Raw genomic sequence first — 21,760 nt, 5'->3', positions numbered from 1 at the left:
TTTCAAATCTTGATATAGCATTAAGAAAACACACGAGATTTCCCTTGTGAAAATCCGTGTGTTTTCTGATGCGTTTTTGCTTGAGATATTAAGTGTTATTCCTAATGTTTTTTAAAGCCTTTTCCGTTACTGTCATGCAAGCTCACCTTCAGCACTTTTCCTGAGAACTCCTGCATAATAAACTCAGCATACTTTTCACCATTGGTAACAGTTAATGTTACTTCTTTTTCTTTCAAAATATCCACTTGTTTTTTATTCAGTAACAATTTCCTTGGCTTTTTATCATTTTGAATGTCAATGACAACTCGAACACCGGCATCAAGAGCTTCCAAATCCTCCGTATGCACGGTTGCTGTGCCATTGTTATCCTTTGGTGCAACAACAACTTCAGGTCGATTTTCTTCAGCAGTCCCTTCTGTAATACGTCCTTCAGGGCCATATTCAAACGGATTTGCTTCAGAGCTGTTCAGGCTCTCAACAAAATCTACTGTAGCATCAAGGTCAGATGGACCCATCACTGGATTTTCACCTAATTCTCCAATTGGTGCGTATTTCGATCCTGTTGACGTACCCATATAATTATTTACCGTCAGGGTATATGTTTTATCCATATCGATTGGTGACCCATCAGGCAATGTCACGTCAACAACCGAACTTGTTTCAGGATCCCACGTATAATGAAAGCCGCTTATACTGTAATCAGGACCATATACTGGTGAAAGTTGTGCCTCAATAATCGGGTAAAGATCTGCACCCTTTATCTCGAACATCATCAGTGTATTGCCAAATGGCTGGATATTATATAGATCTCCCCAGGTAACCTCACCGGCTAGCAGGTCATCTCGGATTCCGCCACCATTCATCATGGCAAAGTCACTATCCATTTGAGCGTTCATTCCATCAGCAATTAGATTCCCTAGACCATGATCGCCATCATTGGAATAATCACCTGTTAAATCTGTTGCATTGTAGCCTATTACTTCATTCATAATTGGTGCAATCTGATTTTCATATTTGTCCAGAATCCCAGTTACTGCTGGATCAGGGGTTACCTTGCTTTGATCTACAAAAACAACTTCTGCTTCTTTTTTTACAATGTCACCTGTCGTGCGGTCAATCTCCAGGTCAACGTCTGAGAATGCTTTTCCATATTCAGATGCTTGAACGATTAGTTTGTTATCCACGACACCATTATTAACCAAATGGTTATGCGCAGAATAAATAACATCAACTTCATCATCAACCGCATTCGCTAAGTCAGCAGCCTGACCTGTCACCGTATCACCATTCTGCTCACCTGGAATGTGTGACAGCAGCACAATTGATTTTACACCTTGTGCTTTAAGCTCTGCGACAGATTCGTTCACAGCTTCGGTTGCATTTGTGAACTCGATATCCTGAATCCCAGCAGGCATTACCATTCCAGCGGCTTCCTGTGTGATTACACCAACAAAGCCAATTTTTTCACCGTCAACTTCCTCAACATAATGTGGAGGCAAGACAGTGTCACCAGAATCCTTGTAAACACAATTTGCACATAGTAACGGGAAATTCATTCCGTCATAGTTATCGGTACCTAAGCCTTCTGGATGTTCTCCGCCATTTACCATGCGTAATAGTTCGTCTGTCCCTTCATCAAATTCATGGTTTCCTACTGTACCAACATCAAATCCGATTTCTTCCATAACCTCGACGGTTGGTTCATCCTGTAGCAAACCTGATACTGGTGAACTACCACCAATCATATCACCGGCATGAACAATCAGCGTATTTGGATTTGTTTGCTCCCGTGCTCCAATAGCTGCAGCAGTATAGTCCATTTTACCGTAAGTACTGAATGTTCCATCACCATCTGGGTCAAGCTCATATTCCTGATCAATTTTTCCATGTAAATCATTCATGCTTAATAACTGAACCGATAAATTTTCAGTTGAACCATCATCGTCACCGACAAATGTGTAGCCATACGATTCTGCTTCTTCTTCACTTGCAAAGAATACTCTTTTTTCTACTGGAACATCAGCCCAATTATCAGGCATAACGTACTCCATTGTGTCGGAATTACCTACATATCTTAAAAATCCTTTTTGATCATCATTTGCCCGGAATTCAAATGGTAATTCCAGCAATGGATCTTCCGGATTCCAAATACCAAGGCCAGCATCTTTCGCTTCTTTCACCGCATCCTGATATGTCGGATATACCTCTTCATTAAATGGCGCGATAAAATAGGTTGATGCTAACCCTTCCCGTACCATTTCCAGATTTATATTCATACCATCTTCCTGACGAATAACTTCTGCCAGCAATCTGCCATAATCATCAGTTGGTTCCTCACCTATTTTCACAAGAACCTCATCACCTGGCTGAATAAGCTCGTTCATATATGCTTTCGCTTCTTCACCAAAAGCTTTCTGATTTGCATTTATCTCGTCTCTGGCAGGGTCATCATTGTGTGCTGTATATGTCTCAGCTGTGTCCATATTTAGAAAACGTACCTTCGTCCCACCAAGGACTGGTGTTTCTAAATGAATCGTATCGCCATCAACAACACTTTCAACAGTAGATTCATAAACCCCTGCTGCTGATGGTGGTTCCGGTTGTTCATCGGCCAATTGAATGTCCGCTTGTTCAGTTGGAATTAACTGATAAGCATTATACTGGCTAACAATCGCTGTAACGTTATACCACATATCTTCCTCTACTAACGAAATATCCAGCGCATTCTCCATCACCCTTAGCGTTGTTCCATTGAAGTCCGAATCAATCAACGAAACATTATAGCCTCCACCTGCAGGACTACCAGGGATATCATTAATAAATCCTGTAAGCTGAACTAATTCCCCTTCATAGGATTCGGCAACAGTAGAATCCTGAAGATCAGCTAATGTAACAGATTGTGCCTCCGGTAATTCCTGTCCACTCTCTACTACTTCAATTGAAGTCGGGATAACTTCTTTTAAGCCATTATATGAATCTAGTTCACCAGAAACCTGAACCCTATCCCCTTTAGCAAGATCAGGAATTTCACCTTGTTCGAATGCAAAAAGATTAATGCCGCCTGTCTCGTCTTGTATGTATGTTGAAAATTGTGCGCCATTACTGATTGCATTATTATTAACAGTTACTATTCCTTCTACTGTTACCGCTGTTCCATCACTTAGCTCACGAGCATCAGCAATAGAATATTCCTCACCGGGATCACCCGGGTCTGTAGGCGGGTCTTCCCCACCGGCACCGTCCATTGTGTGACTCCCAAGATATGCAAATGTATCTTTCGCATAATCTGACCATTCTGCTTCATTGTATGTTGGGCTTGCCTGTGTAACAGATGCATCTCTTACTAATGTGATGTCTTTTGCATAATCACTATCAGTTCCAATATCACCTAATACATCCATTGCACTATCATTCTTTTTTAAAACAAATGCATCGTCACCATTAAAATTAGCTACCGCAGAGCTTTCCAAGTCCGTCTGGGATAAAATTTCTGCACCAGCGCTTGAATGGGCAACAACAAATACATCATTATGTTCCAAAGTACCTGATAGTTGTACCGACTGACTTGCTTCGGTAGCACCATTACTATACAATTCCAATTCGTAATTCGATAAATCTACTGGATCACCTGTACCATTATAAATCTCGATCGCCTTGTTATACGAACTTCCTTCAATATACTCTGAGATGAATAAGTCCTCTGCTACTACTTCATTACTTTCCGCCTTCACTAGAATTGTAGAATAATTCATGAACACTAGCGTGAAAATAAGAAGCAAATTCAGCATCTTCTTCACAGTCGATTTTTTCATTGGTACCCTCCATTAATATGATATTGTGACACAATTGTGACTGTGGCACACTTTTAATATGGCATATTAAATAAGAGGATACAATTAAGATTTTGTAAATTTATAGTAAATTCTTACTATTTAAGCTGTGATTAGCCAAAAACAGTTAAAAGTACCCACTCAATCAACATGTCTAATAGCCTATAAATTACTCGATTTTAAAAAAACTCCTGTAAAAAGTGCGATGGAATAAATTATATTTCGTCTAATAAATAGAGTCGCGGAGGTGAGGAGTTTTGGACAACAAAGAGATTATCTCGGATTGGTTTGAGAAATATGGCAATGATATCTATCATTTTTTAATTTATCGTATAGGTCCAGTTGATGCTGAAGACTTACTTCAGGAGGTCTTCATAAAAGCATTGAGAGGATTTAATAGTTATCAGGAAAAATCAAACCCAAAAACCTGGCTCTTCAGTATAGCCAGAAATGTTGCTGTCGATGAGATTAGGAAACGTAAGGTTAGAAAGTGGATGAGCCACATTCCTTTAGAAAATTCGAAAGAACCAGAAACAACTATTTCACCACAATCTATTCTTGACCATGAAGAGGAGCACCAGACCATATACCGGGCCATCAAACAATTAAAGTCAAACTACCAGGATGTGATTATTCTCAGAGGAATTAAAGAACTATCCATAGCAGAAACAGCCGATGTACTTAAATGGAGTAAAAGCAAAGTCAGATCCACACAGCACCGTGCAAGAATAGCTCTTCATGAAGCTTTAAGGAGGTGTAACGACAATGAAGAAACAAGATCAGAATGAATTAAAAGATCTTCTTAAGGATATGCCAAAACCTGATGTGAGTAAGCAAAAACGGACTGAAATCCACCATGCCATTATGAATTCAAATAAGTCATTCCCATTCAAAAAATTCACAGCTATATTTGGAGCAGTTGCAGCTGGTTGTTTATTCTTCCTGCTGATATTCTCATTCATCAATACCAATAATCAGCAAGCGGCAATCCATACGTATAACGACATCGTCAAAGGTGAGGTTTCAGCCATTAAAGGCGCAACTGAAGATAGTCTGTATTCCTCGTCGGACCAAAAAATAATCGATAACTTCCACGAGACTATAGGGGCCATGGATTATAAGAAAACAACCCAAGAAAGCTCAGTTTTTGAAAAAACCATCACGCTTTATAATAATGATAATGATAAAGTAACTACCATGACTTTTACAGGTGAAAATATTGTCACCATAGACGGTAAACAATATAAAATCGATGAAAATCAATTGAACCAATTTACCAGTCAATTCTTTACTGAAAAATATAAAACAAATACCGAGAAGAAACCAAGTCTGAAAGAACAGGCAAATAAAGTTCTCACTCTATTGACGAATGAGAATATGGAGGCACTAGCAAATCAGGTCCATTCTGAAAAAGGATTACTGTTCTCTCCTTATGTATACGTTAAATCAAGTACTGTAACATTTTCACAGAATGAGATTACTAAATTACTTGAAGATAACAACGTTTATGAATGGGGCAGCCAGGACGGTAGCGGAAAACCAATTAAACTGACACCGAGCGAATACTTTGATGAATATGTTAACGCATCTTACTTTTCTAATGCAGATGAAGTTAATGTAAACAATCTAAAAAATCGCGGAACTATGTTAAATAACATTCGTGAAGTTTTTCCAAAAGCACAGACGGTTGAATTTTACCAAAATGGAAAAGAAGAATTAGCTTGGGAGAGCTTAACTCTCGTATTTGAAGATGTGGATGGCAGCAGAAAACTAGTCGCGATTGTTCATGGAGAGTGGACATCATAATAAAAGTCGACGGGACAAAGGGATTCATCTTCAATGGCTGGAACTAATGCGTGCTAAAGTTGGTCACGTCCTGTGACCAACTCCTAATCGAGTATGCGGAGCGCACCCCAAATTTTGAGGGTGTGCTCCTCAACTCCTCATAGAACCGTGCTTACCGCACATGGCTATGTTCATTCAAAGTATGGAAAAGGTATTTACACTAATGGTTTCATTTGGCATATTAGCAGAATTTTTCATTAGTACTCCCCATTAATAGGATATTGTGGCAAAATTATGACTCTGGTACACTTTTAATATGGGAAGGATACAAATAAGTATTTGTAATCTTATAGTAAGTTCTTATTATTTTAGCAGTGATTAGTTAAAAACACCCATTCCGCGCATCCTCCCTTTCACCTGTGCATATTTGAATACACTAAGTTTAAGGCAGTTAAAAACTAAATGGGGGACGACAAATGAAAAGAAAGGGAATTATAGGAGCAGGCATAATATTAATAGTCATCATTTTTACCTTTGCAATCAATTACAATACCAATAATGAAAAAGTGGTTGCTGAAAGCTTGCGAGATAGCATTAAAAAAAGTATGAAAGAAACAGAAAAACAAAAGGAAGCGATTCAGAAATTCCATATGCAGGTTTATGAAAAGTTTAGAGAAGAGGGATATGAAGGTAATGTTTCATTTCCAAGGATTTCCCTCTTTTCTTCTAAACCACAACAACTAACGCTTCATGTAAAGAACAAAAGTGATTCTAGCAAAGAAATGAAAGATATTATTAGAGATATTGCTAAATCCAACAAATTGGGCAAGATAGAAGTTACAGTAGAAGTACAGAGAATAAAAGAAGAAGAGATAAGTGAAGAAGCCAAAGAAAAGAGACAACTATCGCAGGATATATTTGAAATTACCAGCGAAATATTACAAGAAAAAGGTTACAATCACAGTGGGATGAGCATTATGACTACGCCGCCCAACCCTACCATTGAGATAACAATTGATGAACCAAAGGAAAACTTTAGCCAAAACAAAAAAGCTATCGAAAAACTTATCCATAATACTATCTATTCAGAGAAAAAAAAGGATTATAATGTAAAAGTCGATAAAAGAACTGAAGCACAGCTAACAGAAGAGAAATGGTATCCTATTCTGGGATCAATACGGGAAGAAACAAACAAAAATTTTGATAAAGTTACCGGTGTTGCTCACTCGTTCAACACCACTCCCGTACAGATAACAATTAAAACCTCTTTATCAAAAGGATGGACGTCGAATATAAAGGCAAAGCAAATCAAAATGTACGTACATGAAATAATCGATATAAAAAGAGAAGAATTATCACTGCTTAAAGAAGAACCCTATAAAATAGTTATACACGATAAAGGAAATGATAAGTTGAATTGGATAAGCAAGTAAGGCTAAAAAATTAATCTTTTGAACTGAAAAAGAGTAACCTTAATGGCTACTCTTTCTTACTTTTATTCCATTGTTATCGTTTTTTGTTCTTTTCGTGCCAGACACATAATTCCAGCGATTAAGTAAAATATCCCGCTAAAGATTCCTGCGCCCACTGTGATAATTGCTGCAAGTACAGACGTTACAATCAAAATAATCCCTGCTGCTTTCGGTTTCTTATCGCCTTTTACCAATATGATTGAAATAATACCTAATACTAACGCAATGATGGATACAATCGCTAGCACCAGACCTCCACCTTGAAGGACTTCCAGCATAGCCTGCATATCACCCGTTCCCATTCCAGGTTGTTGCATCATTTCATCCGAAGCCTCATTCAAAATTTGCTCATTGTTAAATAGCCATGCTGTAAATATGCCTAACCCAGCAAACAGCATATAGATTAATGCACCAACGATCGTTAGGACAATTTCCCCTGTCCGATTCATGACAAACCCTCCCCATTTTTAACTTCACTTATTCTATGCGATAATTTGAATGAAATATTCTAAATTACCTGTTTCATGTACTACCTTACCATATTACATTAGACATTCTAAATTTTATGATAACATTTTTCTGCTAGAACTCACCATAAACTAAATCAAATTTAGAAAACCTAGATATCGCCAAGCCTTAATGGCGAAATCTTTAGTTGCACTTATTAAGTCTTATCTACTAAATAAATAAGCCAACAATAAAAAGTTGGCTTGTACGTTTCAGCGCCTATTATATTAAATTAGCAGCGTTAAGATAGCCATGACCCTGAACATTGGGGGATTGTCCTAAATCTACACATGCATTAATAAGCTTTTCCTTAACTTGGTCAGGAGACAGATTAGGTTCTTTTTGGAGTAATTGTGCAACTAAACCTGCACAGATTGGTGTAGCCATTGAGGTACCTGATAAAGAAAAATAGTTAGTACCGACTCGTGATTCTGCGTTAATTTTATCAAGAAAAGATCCGGGTGATCGCAGAGAGATAATATTAACACCGGGCGTTATTAAATCCGGCTTCATCAAACCGTCAATAGTGGGACCTCGACTTGAGAAATCTGCTACCAAATCGTCAGAACGATTTACCGCATTTTTATCGTTGGCAGCTCCTACTGTAATTACTTTAGGGCTAGTTCCAGGAGTCCCGATTGTTTCTGCAGAAGGCCCTGAGTTTCCAGCAGCCACACAAACAACCATTCCATTATCCCACGCCGCTTCAACTGCTTTTACAACAGGATCCTCTTCTGCAGATTGTTCTGCAGGTGACCCAAGGGATAACGAAAGTACATCAATACTAAATTGCGATTTATTTTGAATACACCAATCTACCCCGGCTATTACTGTAGACAATGAACCAGAACCCATCTTATTTAATACTTTTACACCAATCAGGTGTGACTCTGGTGCTGGTCCTTGATAATCTCCATTAGATAAAATTCCATTACCTGCCGCATCTCCTGCACAATGAGTACCATGTCCATTATCATCGTATGGGTCTGTATTATTATTAACAAAATCTTTAAAAGCAACAATTCTTCCAACAAGATCATTGTGTGGGTGTATTCCCGTATCGATAACTGCAATGTTGACACCTTTTCCAGTAAAACCAGACTGCTTCAATTGATCAGATTTAATAGAAGGTGTGGCTTTATCTAGTAAAGTAGTTACTTTTTTATCATAATAAAGCTTTTTGATGTGATTACAATTTTCCGTTAAATATACTATTTTTTCAATTGATATTTTGGTGGAGCAACATGATATGGAAGGAAATTGATGAAGATGAGGACACTTAGCACTTTTCACATCATGAATGCCATCCTCAAACGTTTCTGTCTCAAACTCAATAATTACAGGTAACCTTTTTGCCTTTTTCCTTACATATTCTAAAGGTCGATGTAAGAAACATGGAACTGACCGAAAAGGGTGATAAAATTGAATTAGCTGTCGTCGTAAGTCTTTATCAAATTTATGTCCCATTCGTCGAACCATTTGAATAATAGAAAAACCTAGCATAATAAATTCATCCTCTCTTACTATTTACGTGACACGATATAATACGTAATTTACTAAGAGAGGTATTAATGAATTTGTACAGAAAATGGTGAAAAAGGCAGTTAACTAGCGAAATGTGAAGTTAACCTACTATTTTTCTTTTTAAACTTTCCTTTATACCATCTATCATACTTTTAAATCAATCTAAAATAGATTCCCTATAATTTTCCCACCACAATTCCAGTAAATTGAGAAAATCAGTTTTATGCATAAATTGTAGTATGACAATTAATAAGAATGAAATGGACTCTTTTTTACAAGATATCTCAACTACCTTGATTTTTTAACAGACTCACAACGTATTTATCCAATCTTTCTTTCATCATTTCATTTGTTAATCCTGATACACCAAATGCTTCCCATCCAGGATATACTTCAGGAGAACCAATCAATATATCAGTTAAAGATAGCAAATCCCAATACCGATTATAGGTAAAATCCGAACCTGCCTGTTGCTGATATTCTTTTAGAAAACCATCTGCTGTTTCCACTCCATATAGCATGGCCAGGTTCACTCTGCAATGCCCAACATCGACTCCGCGAGGGCCTCTGCAGCCATTCACCCAATCTACCACTCCACTAACTAAACCTTCATTCCATAATACATTGGCTGGATGATAGTCTCGGTGAATGAAACAATCTGTCGTTTTTGGTCGAGGCCCTCTTAAGATATTAATAGCACTTTCCCATGTTTTCGGCTCCTTTGACCAGCTTGGCACTTCAAACGTAGATATGTCATTGTAGCTATAATGCTGATATGGAAAGTCACTCGCTTCAACTGCATGAATTTTCACAAGCCCCTTCGCCAATCCAGTTAACCACTCATCCATATTGGCAGGTTTTAATTCTACAGCACCTTCAAGTTTCGTCATGAGAATCACAGGAATTCCACATTTTTCGCCTGTTTCATCGTAGGCAACTACTTGAGGGGTCGTAATACCTGTTTTAGCAGCCATAAGTAAACTCTCTTTTTCATGCAATACCAAATCCGGTTCTTCTGCAAGCCATTCCTTATTATCAAACTGCCTGACAACATACCGTTTCACCGATTTATCCACCTTTAGCGTGATGCTATGTAATGTGGATGAGGTACTTCCTTTCAGTCGACTAACCGATTCCACCACTGCACTCGAATCAACATTATCTACTACCCATTCAATAATCCGATTCGACAAATGTTCGTTATTCTGTTCCAAAAAATTCAACCTCCGATTCTTAGTATAGATATAATTTTAATATAATTACTCTGGAATTAAAGGGATTTAGTATCATTTTGGTGAAAAATATACAAAGGAAGAGTATCATGATAACGAGTTGTACTGTCTAAGATTTTTTTAGCGGACACCAAAGCCCTTATTTGACAAAAACAGCCCTTTTTCCTTAGATATATGTGGAATAAGGTATCTGGTGGCCGCATATTACAGAATAAGCACTTTTTTGCAGAAATAGCGTATCCTGTGTCCGCTTATTACTGTAATATATGAACAATAATATAAAAGGAGAGTCAAAAAGCATGGAACCAATCCAAACAAAAGAAGTAGATCAATTTATTGAAAATTTAAATGGGCATACAAAGGAAATTACCGAAAAAATACGGGAGGTTATTTTCCAAACGTCCCCCAATATAACTGAAGAAATAAAATGGGGAAAGCCATGCTATATTGAGAATGGTCTTGTATGCTATCTTCAGACTGCCAAGAATCATGTTAATCTGGGTTTCTACTTCGGTGCCACACTTAAGGATAAGGATAACCTGCTTGAAGGAACTGGCAAAAAAATGCGTCATATCAGAGTTAAACAACTCGATGAGATTCAACCCCAAAAATTCTCAGCATTAATACAGGAAGCCATTGATCTAGAAACATGACTTTTTCATTACATTCATGAACTTGAAATAAACCATGACAAAAGTGATTTCTTTTGTTATCCTTAAATTGAAAACATAATATTTTTAAAATTACTACTAGGGGTGCCCAAAATCGAGGGCTGAGAGGAAAGCACGTTTTAGCTTTCTGACTCTTACGGACCTGATCTGGTTAATACCAGCGGAGGGAAGTAGACTGACGATATACTTACTTATATCAGCTATTTCAAGCCAGGTCCATTAATGGATCTGGCTTTTTTCGTATGCGCCCCTTTCACGGAAAGGAGGATTTGATTGAACCGAACACGATTACTTACGACAATGGCAGTCTTTGTGGCAATAGGTACATTAGGTGCACAGTTACTTTGGTTTCCAGCAGGCGTCGCAAAGGCTTATCCCGTCCAGCATGCCGTCAATGTTATGGCCGCTGTGACACTTGGGCCCGGTCCTGCAGTCGGTATTGCATTTATGATTGGACTGCTACGCAACATGCTTGGACTTGGTACATTGCTAGCGTTTCCCGGCGGCATGATTGGAGCATTTCTTGCTGGATACTTGTTTCAGAAGACCCATAGAAAAGCCATGGCTGCTGTGGGAGAGGCAATTGGCACCGGGATCATCGGAGCACTTTTTGCTGTTCCCTTTGCAAAGCTATTAATGGGTAGTTCAGCTGGTGCTTTGTTCTTTATACCGTCGTTTCTTATTAGCAGTGTTACTGGAGCATTGATAGGCTGGTTTGTTATTTCACGTGTTAATCAGGATAGACTAGTTCAACATAAAATATAGGAAAAACTACTAGGGGCGCTGTACTGGCTGAGAAACGGAAATATTCCTTGTCCCTTGGAACCTGATCTGGATAATGCCTGCGCAGGGAAGTAGTTGAGGGCCGCATTCTGTACCTCTAGTATTCTACTTTTATTCCCCCTAGTAGCTTCCTAAATCATTGGAGGCTTTATTATGTCATTCACACAACAATTAAGAGATGAGAACCAAGATATATTTCAAGCAATATTTAATCATCCATTTGTCGATGGTATTGGAAAAAAATATGTCCCAAACGAATCAATTGCGCATTATATTAAGGCAGATTTTGAGTATTTGAATGCATTTATGCGAATCTATGGAATTGCTCTTTCCAAATCTGATAAGCGCGAGGACATCCGCTTCTTCGGGGAACAAATCCAATTTGTTTTAAATAGTGAAAGCCATCCACATCATAACTTTTGCGACTATATAGGGGTTGGCTACGAGGAGCTCCAAGGTCATCCGCTTCCGCCAACTGCTGATCATTACATGAAGCATATGATGTATCACGCGCAAATGGGCAGTTTAGCTGAAACCATTGGTGCACTGCTCCCTTGCCCGTGGACATATTTGGAAATAGGCTATGCGTTAATGAACAAATATAATCCAGAAAAGGATCATCCATTTTATCCATGGATAAGCTTTTATGCCGATGAACGATTTGGCAAGATAGTGATGGAAATGCGAAACCGCTTGGATAAATTTGCTGAACATGCTTCATGGGATGAGCAGACAAAGATAAAAGAAGCATTCCGTAAAAGCTGCCAATTAGAGCTTGCCTTTTGGGAAATGGCCTATACTTGTGAAGATTGGCCAATAAACGAGTTGGTGATTGGCAAATGAAAAGCATTCCATGCACACTTACAATAGCTGGCACTGATCCCAGTGGTGGAGCCGGAATACAAGCAGACTTAAAAACCTTTCAGGAACTGAAGACTTACGGAATGTCTGTCATTACATCCGTTGTTGCGCAAAATACAACAGGTGTCCAGAATGTGCACCATCTCCCTGTTGAAATGATTGAACAACAATTGGATTCCGTTGTGACCGATATTCCCTTTCAAGCATTTAAGACTGGAATGATCGCTAACGTTGACATGATGCAGGCTATTGCTCAAAAGATTAACGGTTTAAACATTCCGTACATTATGGATCCGGTAATGGTCGCAACAAGTGGCGATCCATTAATCGCAAGCAATGCCCGGGATTTCTTACGTAAGAAACTATTACCAATGACATCGTTAGTAACACCAAATATCCCTGAGGCAGAAGATATTACGGGTGCAAAAATTGAAACACTAGACGACATGAAAAAGGCTGCGAAACAAATAGTTCATGAATTCGGAGCAGGTGCGTCATTGGTTAAAGGTGGCCATTTGCAAGGTGAAGCAATCGATTTTTTATATGACGGCAGTTCGTTACACACTTTTGCAACCAAACGAATTGAGACAAAAAATACACACGGAACCGGGTGTACTTATTCAGCAGCCATTACAGCCTACTTAAGCCAAGGAGATTCTTTACCAGTGGCCGTTAAAAAAGCAAAGGATTACGTAACTGCTGCAATCCGTCATTCGTTTTCACTTGGTCATGGAAGTGGACCGACAAACCATTGGGCAAAGCCCATTGAAAGGGTGAGGTAAATGAATAAAGATATCATTCAAAAAGTAAGAGATCAAAGTCCGTTGATTCACCATCTGACAAATCAAGTTGTGATGAATTTTACCGCAAATGGCTTGTTATCCTTTGGCGGAACACCAGTCATGGCTAAAGCTGAAGAGGAAGCGAACGACATGGCGTCCATTGCGGATGGTGTACTTTTAAACATCGGAACCATAACAGCGCAAGAACTTCCAGCAATGATCACAGCAGGAAAAACAGCTAATGAAAAAGGAATACCAGTGGTTCTTGATCCTGTTGGTGTCGCGGCAACGCCATTTCGGACATCAGTTGTAAAAGAAATTCTAAATTCAGTACAGCCAACAGTCATCAAAGGGAATGCGGGCGAAATTGCACACCTCGTAGAAATTCCTTGGGAAACAAAAGGCGTCGAATCGGTAGGTAATGGAAATTCTGTGGAGATAGCTTTAAAAGCTGCTGAGACCTATCAAACTACTGCCGTTGTCACAGGAGAAACGGATGTTATCTGCTCCGGAAAAGAATATCTTTCGAACAATTCCGGGCATCCGATTCTTGGGAAAATAACTGGTGCTGGCTGCCTGCTTGGTTCCGTTCTAACTGCATGTTTAACCACAAATGAACCTATCGAGCAGAAGGTGTTAACTGCAGTTGAGTTTTACGGACTGGCGGCGGAATATGCTGCTGACTATTCAGAAGTTAATGGACCTGGGACTTTCCTCCCTCATTTTATTGATGCATTATCATTTGAAGTTGATAAACTGGAGAAGGTTAATTGATGAATCTAAGAAAATATTTGATAATGGGCAGTCAAAATTGTGACCGTGATCCAGCTGATATTTTAGAATTATCGATAAAATCCGGTGTTACAGCATTCCAATTTCGAGAAAAAGGAGTTGGGTCATTAAAAGGAAATGATAAATTAGAGTTAGGATATAAATTAAGAAATATTTGCGCGCATCATAATATAGCATTTTTCGTCAATGATGATATCGACCTTGTTGAACCTCTAGGAGCCGATGGAATTCATGTTGGACAGGATCATGTTTCAGTTGAAAAACTACGTGCGCGCTTTCCTAATAAGATTATTGGCCTTTCTGTATCGAATCCAACCGAAGTTTCTAATAGTCCGATTCAACTGGCTGATTATCTTGGTGCTGGTCCAATTTTTAATACATCTACAAAACCTGACGCAAAGTCAGAAGTCGGTGTGAATTGGATTAAAACATTAAGAAACCAATTTCCAAGCATCCCTATTGTAGGAATCGGTGGAATAACCACCCAAAATGCAGCTTCTGTAATAAATGCTGGGGCTGACGGTGTTGCGGTTATTTCGGCTGTGATCCAGGCAAATGATGTAAAAACTGCTGTTCAAGGGTTATAAACCTTACCTTCATATATACTATCGTTTTTCACATTCGAAAGGTGGCATAAAATAAATAAAAATTTCATGCCACCTTTTGATGATGGGGTTCGATTAAAGTAGTAGAACCTACTTTTTGTTTTTATCAGCATACACAGCCATGGTATCACGCATGAACACTGACAAACCTTGACCATACTTATCGATGTTCTTGGTAAAACGTTCATCATCGACATACATTTGCCCAAGTCCTTTGAATGCATCAAGTGAATAGTTTCCGATTTTGTTCAAATAGTCATACCATACCTTAATACCTGCTTGTGCTTCATCAGATTCAGGTGATTCATGACGGAGCGCTGCAAGCTCTTGATAGATTTTATCAAATTCTTCACCCATTGCTTTTTGTTCATCTTTTGACATCTTATTTATTTTCGCATTGGATTCATCAACAGCTTTTTCACCCCAACGATCACGTGCTTCTTGTTCGTATGGGTTATGGCTGAAATCAAAGCCTGCAAATTTTTCTTTATTACTCATATTAATTTCTCCTTTTGAGTGTTGCGTGGTTTTATCAATCGTCGCAATCATTTCATCGATCCGGCTACGTTTCTCAAGGAGCATTTTACGGTGAAGTTCAAGTGCTTCTTCTCGATCAAACGACGGACTGTTGATAATATCTTTTATTTTTTTCAAAGGGAAGCCAAGTTCTTTAAAAAATAGAATTTGCTGTAAAACTTCAAGATCACTGTATGAATAAATACGATAGCCAGATTCGGTCGTTTCCTCTGGGGATAACAATCCGATGGCATCATAGTGGTGTAGTGTGCGCACACTAATTCCAACCAAATCAGAAACTTCCTTAACTTTCATCTTTGTAGCCTCCCTTCAATTATCACTATAAAGTATCACGCAACGTTAGAGTCAACATTTATTTAAAAGTCTTTTCGTTTTTTATAAGGAAAACCGATTCGTAGTACTTAGTATGACCTCTTTCCTCGCAGCCGGAATTTACTCGCTTTCCGTGGGGTCTCTTGGGATTCGCTGTCCCACAGGAGTCTAGCATATTCCAATTGCTGGTTTAAGTAGTTTTAAACCCCTTTTTGGTAAAGTGAGCAAAACTCAGCGAAGGAAATACACGAAGACTCCTGCGGAAAAAGCAACAGCTGAAGATCCCGCAAGAAGTGATTTTTGCTTCCGAGGAAGCTGAAGCGTTGCCCGCGGAAAGCGAAGTGTATTTCCGCAGCGGTTACATAGCACTCAAGTATTTTTCCACAGAATTTGGATTACAACTCACCTTATAAAGGATGGAAAGAAATCACAATAATGTTATGTCACTGTTAAACATACAAAGCCGCCATTCGAATGAACAGCGGCTTATGATTACTTATTAGATGATGGTAGATTTTCCAATTCCGTCGGCTGCGCGCGATATACAAACAACGCCATAATAAAGGCGACAACAGCTAACACAAATCCTATAAAATATACAAGTTCAACACCCGCAACCATAGACTCACTTATTGTAACAGGATTTCCTGGATCAGCAGCATCTGTTAGATAACTGTTTTGCCTTGCACTCATAATACTGATGAATACAGAAACTCCAATTGCACCTGCAACAGGCTGTAATGTCGTCATAACCGCAGTACCATGCGGGTACAAATGTTTAGGGAGCTGATTTAAGCCATTTGTCTCAGCCGGCATCATCATAGCAGAGACAGAAAGCATTAGTAAGATATACCCAACAATAATCATCCATATCGGTGTATTCATATCCAGCCTACTCATCATAAACATCGTCCCGCATAACACAGCTGAAGCAGGTATTAGCAATAATCTGGGTCCAAACTTATCAAATAGATGCCCCATAACAGGAGACATCAATCCATTCAGAATTGCACCAGGCAGCAGGATTAAACCAGCCGTGGCTGGTGTGACTCCCAACGGTCCTTGCATAAACATCGGCAGGATAATCTCAGAAGAAAACATCGCCATAATTATAATTAAAAATAGGATAATTGCATGAGAATACATAGGGAACCTAAATACTCGCAGATTAAGTAACGGGTCTTCTAGTTTAAATTGCCTAATTGTAAAGGAAATTAGCGCCACGACTCCCGAGACAATTGGGATGTACACAACAGGGTTTAAAAATCCTGTTTCACCTTCACCTGCTGAACTGAAACCGAACACGATACCACCAAATCCAACAGTAGAAAAAACAAGTGATAAAATATCTATTTTTGGTTTGGTAACTTCTGATACATTAATCAAATATCGATAGGCAAACGCTATAGAAAATAGTGCAAATGGTATTACTGTGATAAATAAAAAACGCCAGCCCAAATGATCAACAATTACGCCTGATAGTGTTGGCCCAATTGCAGGAGCGAACATTATAACAAGGCCGACAAAGCCCATTACCTTCCCACGACGTGATGGTGGGAATATTAATAAGAAGACATTAAAAATGATGGGTATAAGCAGCCCAGTTCCAACCGCTTGAATTAACCTGCCCGCCAGCAGAACAGGAAACGTGGGAGCGGCAGCACAAATCACTGTTCCAATCGAAAATATTACCATCGTCCCCAAAAATAACTGCCTTGTCGAAAACCATTGCAATAATACTGCCGATACTGGGGTGACAACTCCCATTACTAATAAAAAACCTGTCGCCATCCATTGGACAGTAGTTACAGAAATACCGAATTCGTCCATTAATGTTGACAGTGCAATGTTAAGTAATGTCTCATTTAAAATGGCGAAGAAAGCTCCAATGATCAAAGAAAGCATAATAGGCATAACTTTCACATTAGGATCCTCAGCTAAATACTCATATTTGGTTGGTTGATTACCCTTATCCATACAAAAAATCTCCTTTTAAAAAAATAAAACACAAGCATTAGTTTTTAGCTTGCGTAAGTAGTACAGAGATATTTACCGAATTGAAGAGAGGCAAAACCACTTTCCAACTTATTTATTCGAAAATAACAGGATAATCTTACCACTACTCTGCTTTATTAACAAGGGCAAATTTTACTGTATCGCCACTATAATTAAACACTGTAAGTCGCCCATACAAAATTGGACGTATCCCCATATATTAAAAGGAAGGACTTTTTAGAGGAGGACATTAAAACATGAATCATAATCAACCACCATATGGAGATGAAAGGCAATTTAATTTTCAAGGGATGCTGGACGGATTATTTTCCGGGTTTCCTGGTGGCGGACAACAATTTGGTCCCCCAGGAGGAGGACCACCATTTGGGGGACCTCCGGGACAGACCGGCGGTGGGCCACCTGGGTTTCAGGGTGGGCAGCCATCTGCTGGTCCACCTAGTAGCCCGCCACCATCATTTATACCTTCGCAACCGCAAACCTTACAATCCCAGCAGTTCGGCGTCTATGCAATTGATCCAGGAGCAATCCGACGCTGCCTGTTCCAGTTCACGTATATCTGGCTAAGACGGGATGCCTTTTGGTTTTTCCCAGTCTTTATCGGAAGAAACTCAATCGCAGGATTCAGATGGAGCAGAAACAGATGGGTTTACTACGGCGTTGATTTAGACAGAATTCAAGCATTTCAGTGCTATTAGTGCCTGTAGTTTGTACCGTTTATTGTCGAATGAGCCTTCCCTTGCCCAAATACAGTAAGCGAAGGGCGGATTATTAATGCATCAAACAGTATTGCTATATTTGGCATGTATTTTAGCTGGCTTTGCACTTGCGAACGTACCGACATCATCAGTAATCACTGCTGGTATAGCTACTTTCTTTCAAATAATAGGAGGAATTGCGGTAATTGTTTTTTCACTTGCCATTCTATATCTGGGAGTCAAAGCCTTGCTCGATAAGTAAAAATGAAAAGTGGCCGTTTGAATGGTAACGATGAGGATCCGCCACCAAACAGGTCGGAGTGAATCCTCATTCCACTAAAAAGCAGAAAGAGTGCTCGCGGAAGGGTGAGACGGATCCTCGTTCCGCTAAAAGCAGAAAATCAGCCAAAATTGAGGCAAAAATGACAAATAGCGGAATGAGGATTCATCCCCTTGCTTGAAACGAGGGTTTTCAACCAAATAGTGGAATGAGGATCCGCCAAATCAGTCAACCGGATCCTCATTCCGTTAAAAATGTGGTTCTCCAACATTAGGGACTAATCTTCTAATGTTATTAGCATTTTCTCTCCCAAATAGTCTCTTACTTTCATATGCTTTTCAAATAGATCACTGGTAAACTACGAAAAAAGTCACCATCCCTAAGAATAGTGACTTCCATTTAATCATTTCTAATATCTTCTACAATCGTTTCCACTTCATTTCGGGATATTTTCTCCCGTCCTTCTTTTAATGCTTTAACAGTTCTTTTCGCTAATGCTAATGGGATTTGGCAAAAGAGCTGGATATTCCGTGTATGAATATCTTTCATATATTCATCGGCCATGGCGAGATTATTTTCGGTGTATTGAAACATGTCGTCTGTATTCCAGCCATCCGGAACAAAATTCACACCTCGTTCACTATCCTCACCCTGGTTTCGTAAGATATTCACTGCTTGCAAGCCACGACCATACCCTATAGCCAAATCATGATCAGTTTCGGTACCATCATACCATCTCCATATATCTGAAAGCATGACACCAACTAACCCAGCTACGTAATACGTATAATCATCCAAATCCTCTTTAGTCTTTATATGCCAATCCTTTTCTGCCCATTTTGCCATTCCATCTGCCATAATACCTGTAGATTTCTTTACTTCTTCCACAATATCAGGTGGGCAAATAGATATCCAATCACCTAAACGTAACGTCACTTCAGGCAGAAGCGATTCATAGGATTTTAACAATTCACGGTATGCTTGTTGGTCAAAATCGCCCTTTAAAAGTTCACTGGTAGACCGAAGTAATCGTTGCTTTGTTTCAGATTCTAATTTTTCATGATCTTCTATTTCGTCAACCGCTCGCATACATAAATATGCGGAAGCAACAGTTTTCTTCAGGTTCGGTTTGAGCAAACTAATTGGTATGTAAAAAGTTCTGCTCGTTAGCTTTAGCATGTGCATTGCTTCTTTTTGTAACTTCCTCGATTCACTCACCCGTGACGCCTCCCTTGATAATCCAAGTATAACAAAAAACGAGTGTTATTTATATAAATTTACTTTTCCAACAACCAAAAAATGAAGTACCACATAAGTACTCCATTTCCTACTAATCATTTAATTTTGATTTCCTTCTGGGCCGTTCCCAAATTAGACCCTGTTTCAATGCCATTTTCCTGGCTATTCTTGGTGCAGTCCACAGTGGCGGTAATAATAAAATCGACACTGGCACAGCAGTAATAACAATTGAATTTTGAATAGCCGTTATACTTCCTTCGCCAATTGTCAAAATCACCATTGTCGTCCCACCAAAAATTAATGCCCAGAAAACTCGCAGCCAACGTTCAGGATGGTCATTTCCTGTTAAGGTTACAGCTATTGTATACGACATCGTATCTGTTGTAGTTGCGACAAATATGACTGATATTATCAGAAATAGAATTGCCATAACCGTTCCCATTGGTAGTTGATCCATAATAGCCATTACTGCAGCAGGCATACCCGCTTCATTTAAAGCACCGGAGACTGATCCGGGATTTTCTATTTCAAAAAACACTCCTGTTCCACCAACAACCGAGAACCAGAAATTCGTAACAAGCGGGGCAACAATGGACACTGCAATAACTAAGTCCCGTATTGTTCTTCCGCGAGAAATGCGACTGATAAATATAATAAGCATTGGACCATAGCCGATAAACCAGCCCCAGAAAAATATAGTCCATAATCCAAGCCATGCATCATCACCGCGATAGAAACTCATTGTAAAGAAGTTCTGTAATTGGAATCCCATTCCCCCAACAAACGCATCAATTATAAACAACGTTGGCCCAATAATAAGAACAATAGCTCCTAGTACAATTGTCATGCCAACATTTAAGCGGCTCAGTAAAAGAATTCCTCTATCTACCCCTGTAGCTGCAGAAATTGCTGCAATTATAACCAGAACAATTACAACCATAATACTCGTTGTAACTGTATTAGGAATGTTAAATAGATGATTTAGCCCATATGAAATCTGTAAACCAAGGAACCCAAGCGGGCCTAAAGTTCCTGCTGCGGTCGCTATAATCGAAACAATATCAGCTGTTGACCCTAGTATACTCTTGTGGAATATTTTTTCACCGAATATAGGATACAGCAGTGACCTTGGACGCATTGGATAACCTCTGGTGTAATGAACATACATCATCACAATAGTAGCCAAAGTTCCTAAGATTGCCCAGGCTGCAAATCCCCAATGGAAAAATGCTTGTGCAAAAGCAGCCGGAATATTAGAAAATTCACCACCGCCAAATAATGGAGGTTCAGCCATATAGTGATACATCGGCTCGGCTGCTGCCCAAAAGATTCCACCACTTGCCAGCAGTGTAACCAATATCATAGCAACCCAGCGATAATAACTATATTTCGGCTTATCCAGGTTACCTAATCGGACCTTTCCATATCTTGAAAAAGCTAAGAATATGCCAATCACAAAGTTCCCGAATAATAAAAGCTGCCAGTACGCTCCAAAGAGATCAGCAGAGTAACCAAATAAAGTGTTAATCCAGCCACCTACCATCCCACTATCAATAAAGGATAAAATAATAAATAAAATTAAGAATCCGCCACTTACTGCAAATACTGTCCAATCTGTTTTAACTTTCTTGTTTTCTTGCACGCTTTTCCTCCTAATTTATTTAGGAGCAAGTGTCTATAACATCATTCGAAAACTTAGTCATTACAGACCGTTGGATGGGAAATTTCATTCATGTATATAAAAGACTATTTCTTACAACCATCAGCTTGCTCAAATTTTTTTCTTACATAGTTTTGTATTATAGTTTTGCCTGGGTAATCCGTCAACTATTTACTT

The 21,760-nt window shown here is 39.1% G+C and carries 19 protein-coding genes and 2 riboswitches; of the genes, 11 read left to right on the top strand and 8 right to left on the bottom strand.

The genetic code is table 11. The features are described from left to right. Positions 1–101 precede the first annotated feature (101 nt). Positions 102–3,812, bottom strand: coding sequence for a 5'-nucleotidase C-terminal domain-containing protein (locus ACE1TG_RS08160; protein ID WP_375051885.1), 3,711 nt, complete (start codon positions 3,810–3,812; stop codon positions 102–104). A 275-nt stretch (positions 3,813–4,087) separates the two neighbouring features. On the opposite strand from ACE1TG_RS08160, the gene ACE1TG_RS08155 reads away from it, so the two are divergent. The 3 genes from ACE1TG_RS08155 (at position 4,088) to ACE1TG_RS08145 (ending at position 7,048) form a co-directional block, all read left to right on the top strand. Beyond that, on the top strand, positions 4,088–4,618 hold the full coding sequence (locus tag ACE1TG_RS08155; RefSeq protein WP_375051884.1) for an RNA polymerase sigma factor: 531 nt from the start codon (positions 4,088–4,090) through the stop codon (positions 4,616–4,618). After that, the gene (locus ACE1TG_RS08150; protein WP_375051883.1) at positions 4,596–5,636 is read left to right on the top strand and encodes a hypothetical protein; all 1,041 of its coding nucleotides are present in this window, start codon (positions 4,596–4,598) and stop codon (positions 5,634–5,636) included. Before ACE1TG_RS08155 ends, ACE1TG_RS08150 begins: the two co-directional genes overlap by 23 nt. Before the next feature lie 455 nt (positions 5,637–6,091). Next, positions 6,092–7,048, top strand: a complete 957-nt coding sequence (locus tag ACE1TG_RS08145; RefSeq protein WP_375051882.1) for a hypothetical protein — start codon at positions 6,092–6,094, stop codon at positions 7,046–7,048. Positions 7,049–7,110: 62 nt separating this feature from the next. Here the strand turns inward: ACE1TG_RS08145 and ACE1TG_RS08140 are convergent, their stop codons facing one another. From ACE1TG_RS08140 to ACE1TG_RS08130, 3 genes are all read right to left on the bottom strand, one after another. After that, complete coding sequence (locus ACE1TG_RS08140) at positions 7,111–7,536, bottom strand: DUF4064 domain-containing protein (RefSeq protein WP_375051881.1); 426 nt, start codon at positions 7,534–7,536, stop codon at positions 7,111–7,113. 280 nt (positions 7,537–7,816) lie between these two features. Continuing rightward, positions 7,817–9,097, bottom strand: a complete 1,281-nt coding sequence (locus ACE1TG_RS08135) for a S8 family peptidase (protein WP_375051880.1) — start codon at positions 9,095–9,097, stop codon at positions 7,817–7,819. Positions 9,098–9,402: 305 nt separating this feature from the next. Next, on the bottom strand, positions 9,403–10,332 hold the full coding sequence (locus ACE1TG_RS08130; protein ID WP_375051879.1) for an aminoglycoside phosphotransferase family protein: 930 nt from the start codon (positions 10,330–10,332) through the stop codon (positions 9,403–9,405). A 317-nt stretch (positions 10,333–10,649) separates the two neighbouring features. Between ACE1TG_RS08130 and ACE1TG_RS08125 the strand changes: the two genes are divergently transcribed. From ACE1TG_RS08125 to thiE, 6 genes are all read left to right on the top strand, one after another. Continuing rightward, a complete protein-coding gene (locus tag ACE1TG_RS08125; RefSeq protein WP_375051878.1) occupies positions 10,650–11,003 on the top strand; it encodes a DUF1801 domain-containing protein in 354 nt (117 codons plus the stop codon). Between the two features lie 88 nt (positions 11,004–11,091). Beyond that, positions 11,092–11,207, top strand: a riboswitch (TPP riboswitch). Positions 11,208–11,294: 87 nt separating this feature from the next. Continuing rightward, on the top strand, positions 11,295–11,786 hold the full coding sequence (thiW, locus tag ACE1TG_RS08120) for an energy coupling factor transporter S component ThiW (RefSeq protein ID WP_375051877.1): 492 nt from the start codon (positions 11,295–11,297) through the stop codon (positions 11,784–11,786). A 1-nt stretch (position 11,787) separates the two neighbouring features. Next, a riboswitch (TPP riboswitch) is annotated at positions 11,788–11,891 on the top strand. A gap of 66 nt (positions 11,892–11,957) precedes the next feature. Next, positions 11,958–12,647: a thiaminase II gene (gene tenA, locus ACE1TG_RS08115; RefSeq protein WP_375051876.1), complete on the top strand. Its 690-nt coding sequence runs from the start codon at positions 11,958–11,960 to the stop codon at positions 12,645–12,647. Next, positions 12,644–13,447: a bifunctional hydroxymethylpyrimidine kinase/phosphomethylpyrimidine kinase gene (gene thiD / locus ACE1TG_RS08110; protein ID WP_375052070.1), complete on the top strand. Its 804-nt coding sequence runs from the start codon at positions 12,644–12,646 to the stop codon at positions 13,445–13,447. The genes tenA and thiD overlap by 4 nt, the downstream gene beginning before the upstream one ends. Beyond that, a complete protein-coding gene (gene thiM / locus ACE1TG_RS08105) occupies positions 13,448–14,221 on the top strand; it encodes a hydroxyethylthiazole kinase (RefSeq protein WP_375051875.1) in 774 nt (257 codons plus the stop codon). It abuts the gene before it with no gap. Further along, positions 14,221–14,826: a thiamine phosphate synthase gene (thiE, locus tag ACE1TG_RS08100; protein ID WP_375051874.1), complete on the top strand. Its 606-nt coding sequence runs from the start codon at positions 14,221–14,223 to the stop codon at positions 14,824–14,826. The genes thiM and thiE overlap by 1 nt, the downstream gene beginning before the upstream one ends. A 108-nt stretch (positions 14,827–14,934) precedes the next feature. On the opposite strand, the gene ACE1TG_RS08095 is transcribed toward thiE, so the two are convergent. Both ACE1TG_RS08095 and ACE1TG_RS08090 read right to left on the bottom strand, forming a co-directional pair. Next, positions 14,935–15,675: a MerR family transcriptional regulator gene (locus ACE1TG_RS08095; RefSeq protein WP_375051873.1), complete on the bottom strand. Its 741-nt coding sequence runs from the start codon at positions 15,673–15,675 to the stop codon at positions 14,935–14,937. A 510-nt stretch (positions 15,676–16,185) separates the two neighbouring features. Further along, positions 16,186–17,670, bottom strand: a complete 1,485-nt coding sequence (locus ACE1TG_RS08090; RefSeq protein WP_375051872.1) for an MDR family MFS transporter — start codon at positions 17,668–17,670, stop codon at positions 16,186–16,188. A 275-nt stretch (positions 17,671–17,945) separates the two neighbouring features. Between ACE1TG_RS08090 and ACE1TG_RS08085 the strand changes: the two genes are divergently transcribed. Both ACE1TG_RS08085 and ACE1TG_RS08080 read left to right on the top strand, forming a co-directional pair. Further along, positions 17,946–18,404 carry a hypothetical protein gene (locus ACE1TG_RS08085; protein WP_375051871.1) on the top strand — a complete coding sequence of 153 codons (459 nt, stop codon included), beginning with the start codon at positions 17,946–17,948 and terminating at the stop codon, positions 18,402–18,404. A 76-nt stretch (positions 18,405–18,480) separates the two neighbouring features. Further along, on the top strand, positions 18,481–18,666 hold the full coding sequence (locus ACE1TG_RS08080; protein ID WP_375051870.1) for a hypothetical protein: 186 nt from the start codon (positions 18,481–18,483) through the stop codon (positions 18,664–18,666). A gap of 417 nt (positions 18,667–19,083) precedes the next feature. On the opposite strand, the gene ACE1TG_RS08075 is transcribed toward ACE1TG_RS08080, so the two are convergent. Both ACE1TG_RS08075 and ACE1TG_RS08070 read right to left on the bottom strand, forming a co-directional pair. Next, a complete protein-coding gene (locus ACE1TG_RS08075; RefSeq protein ID WP_375051869.1) occupies positions 19,084–19,902 on the bottom strand; it encodes a squalene/phytoene synthase family protein in 819 nt (272 codons plus the stop codon). A 112-nt stretch (positions 19,903–20,014) separates the two neighbouring features. Beyond that, a complete protein-coding gene (locus ACE1TG_RS08070) occupies positions 20,015–21,565 on the bottom strand; it encodes a BCCT family transporter (RefSeq protein WP_375051868.1) in 1,551 nt (516 codons plus the stop codon). Between the last annotated feature and the right edge of the window lie 195 nt (positions 21,566–21,760).

It is taken from the genome of Virgibacillus sp. JSM 102003, from assembly GCF_041949995.1.
In the GTDB taxonomy this organism is placed as follows: domain Bacteria; phylum Bacillota; class Bacilli; order Bacillales; family Amphibacillaceae; genus Lentibacillus.
Note: the sequence above shows the minus strand (reverse complement) of the source record. Positions and strands in the feature narration are given on the sequence as shown.

Bases quoted from the DNA above. Each gene is read 5' to 3' on its own strand.
- ACE1TG_RS08160 (WP_375051885.1), bottom strand. From the start codon at position 3,812: ATGAAAAAATCGACTGTGAAGAAGATGCTGAATTTGCTTCTTATTTTC.
- ACE1TG_RS08150 (WP_375051883.1), top strand. From the start codon at position 4,596: ATGAAGAAACAAGATCAGAATGAATTAAAAGATCTTCTTAAGGATATG.
- ACE1TG_RS08145 (WP_375051882.1), top strand. From the start codon at position 6,092: ATGAAAAGAAAGGGAATTATAGGAGCAGGCATAATATTAATAGTCATC.
- ACE1TG_RS08140 (WP_375051881.1), bottom strand. From the start codon at position 7,536: ATGAATCGGACAGGGGAAATTGTCCTAACGATCGTTGGTGCATTAATC.
- ACE1TG_RS08135 (WP_375051880.1), bottom strand. From the start codon at position 9,097: ATGCTAGGTTTTTCTATTATTCAAATGGTTCGACGAATGGGACATAAA.
- ACE1TG_RS08125 (WP_375051878.1), top strand. From the start codon at position 10,650: ATGGAACCAATCCAAACAAAAGAAGTAGATCAATTTATTGAAAATTTA.
- tenA (WP_375051876.1), top strand. From the start codon at position 11,958: ATGTCATTCACACAACAATTAAGAGATGAGAACCAAGATATATTTCAA.
- thiD (WP_375052070.1), top strand. From the start codon at position 12,644: ATGAAAAGCATTCCATGCACACTTACAATAGCTGGCACTGATCCCAGT.
- thiM (WP_375051875.1), top strand. From the start codon at position 13,448: ATGAATAAAGATATCATTCAAAAAGTAAGAGATCAAAGTCCGTTGATT.
- thiE (WP_375051874.1), top strand. From the start codon at position 14,221: ATGAATCTAAGAAAATATTTGATAATGGGCAGTCAAAATTGTGACCGT.
- ACE1TG_RS08095 (WP_375051873.1), bottom strand. From the start codon at position 15,675: ATGAAAGTTAAGGAAGTTTCTGATTTGGTTGGAATTAGTGTGCGCACA.
- ACE1TG_RS08090 (WP_375051872.1), bottom strand. From the start codon at position 17,670: ATGGATAAGGGTAATCAACCAACCAAATATGAGTATTTAGCTGAGGAT.
- ACE1TG_RS08085 (WP_375051871.1), top strand. From the start codon at position 17,946: ATGAATCATAATCAACCACCATATGGAGATGAAAGGCAATTTAATTTT.
- ACE1TG_RS08080 (WP_375051870.1), top strand. From the start codon at position 18,481: ATGCATCAAACAGTATTGCTATATTTGGCATGTATTTTAGCTGGCTTT.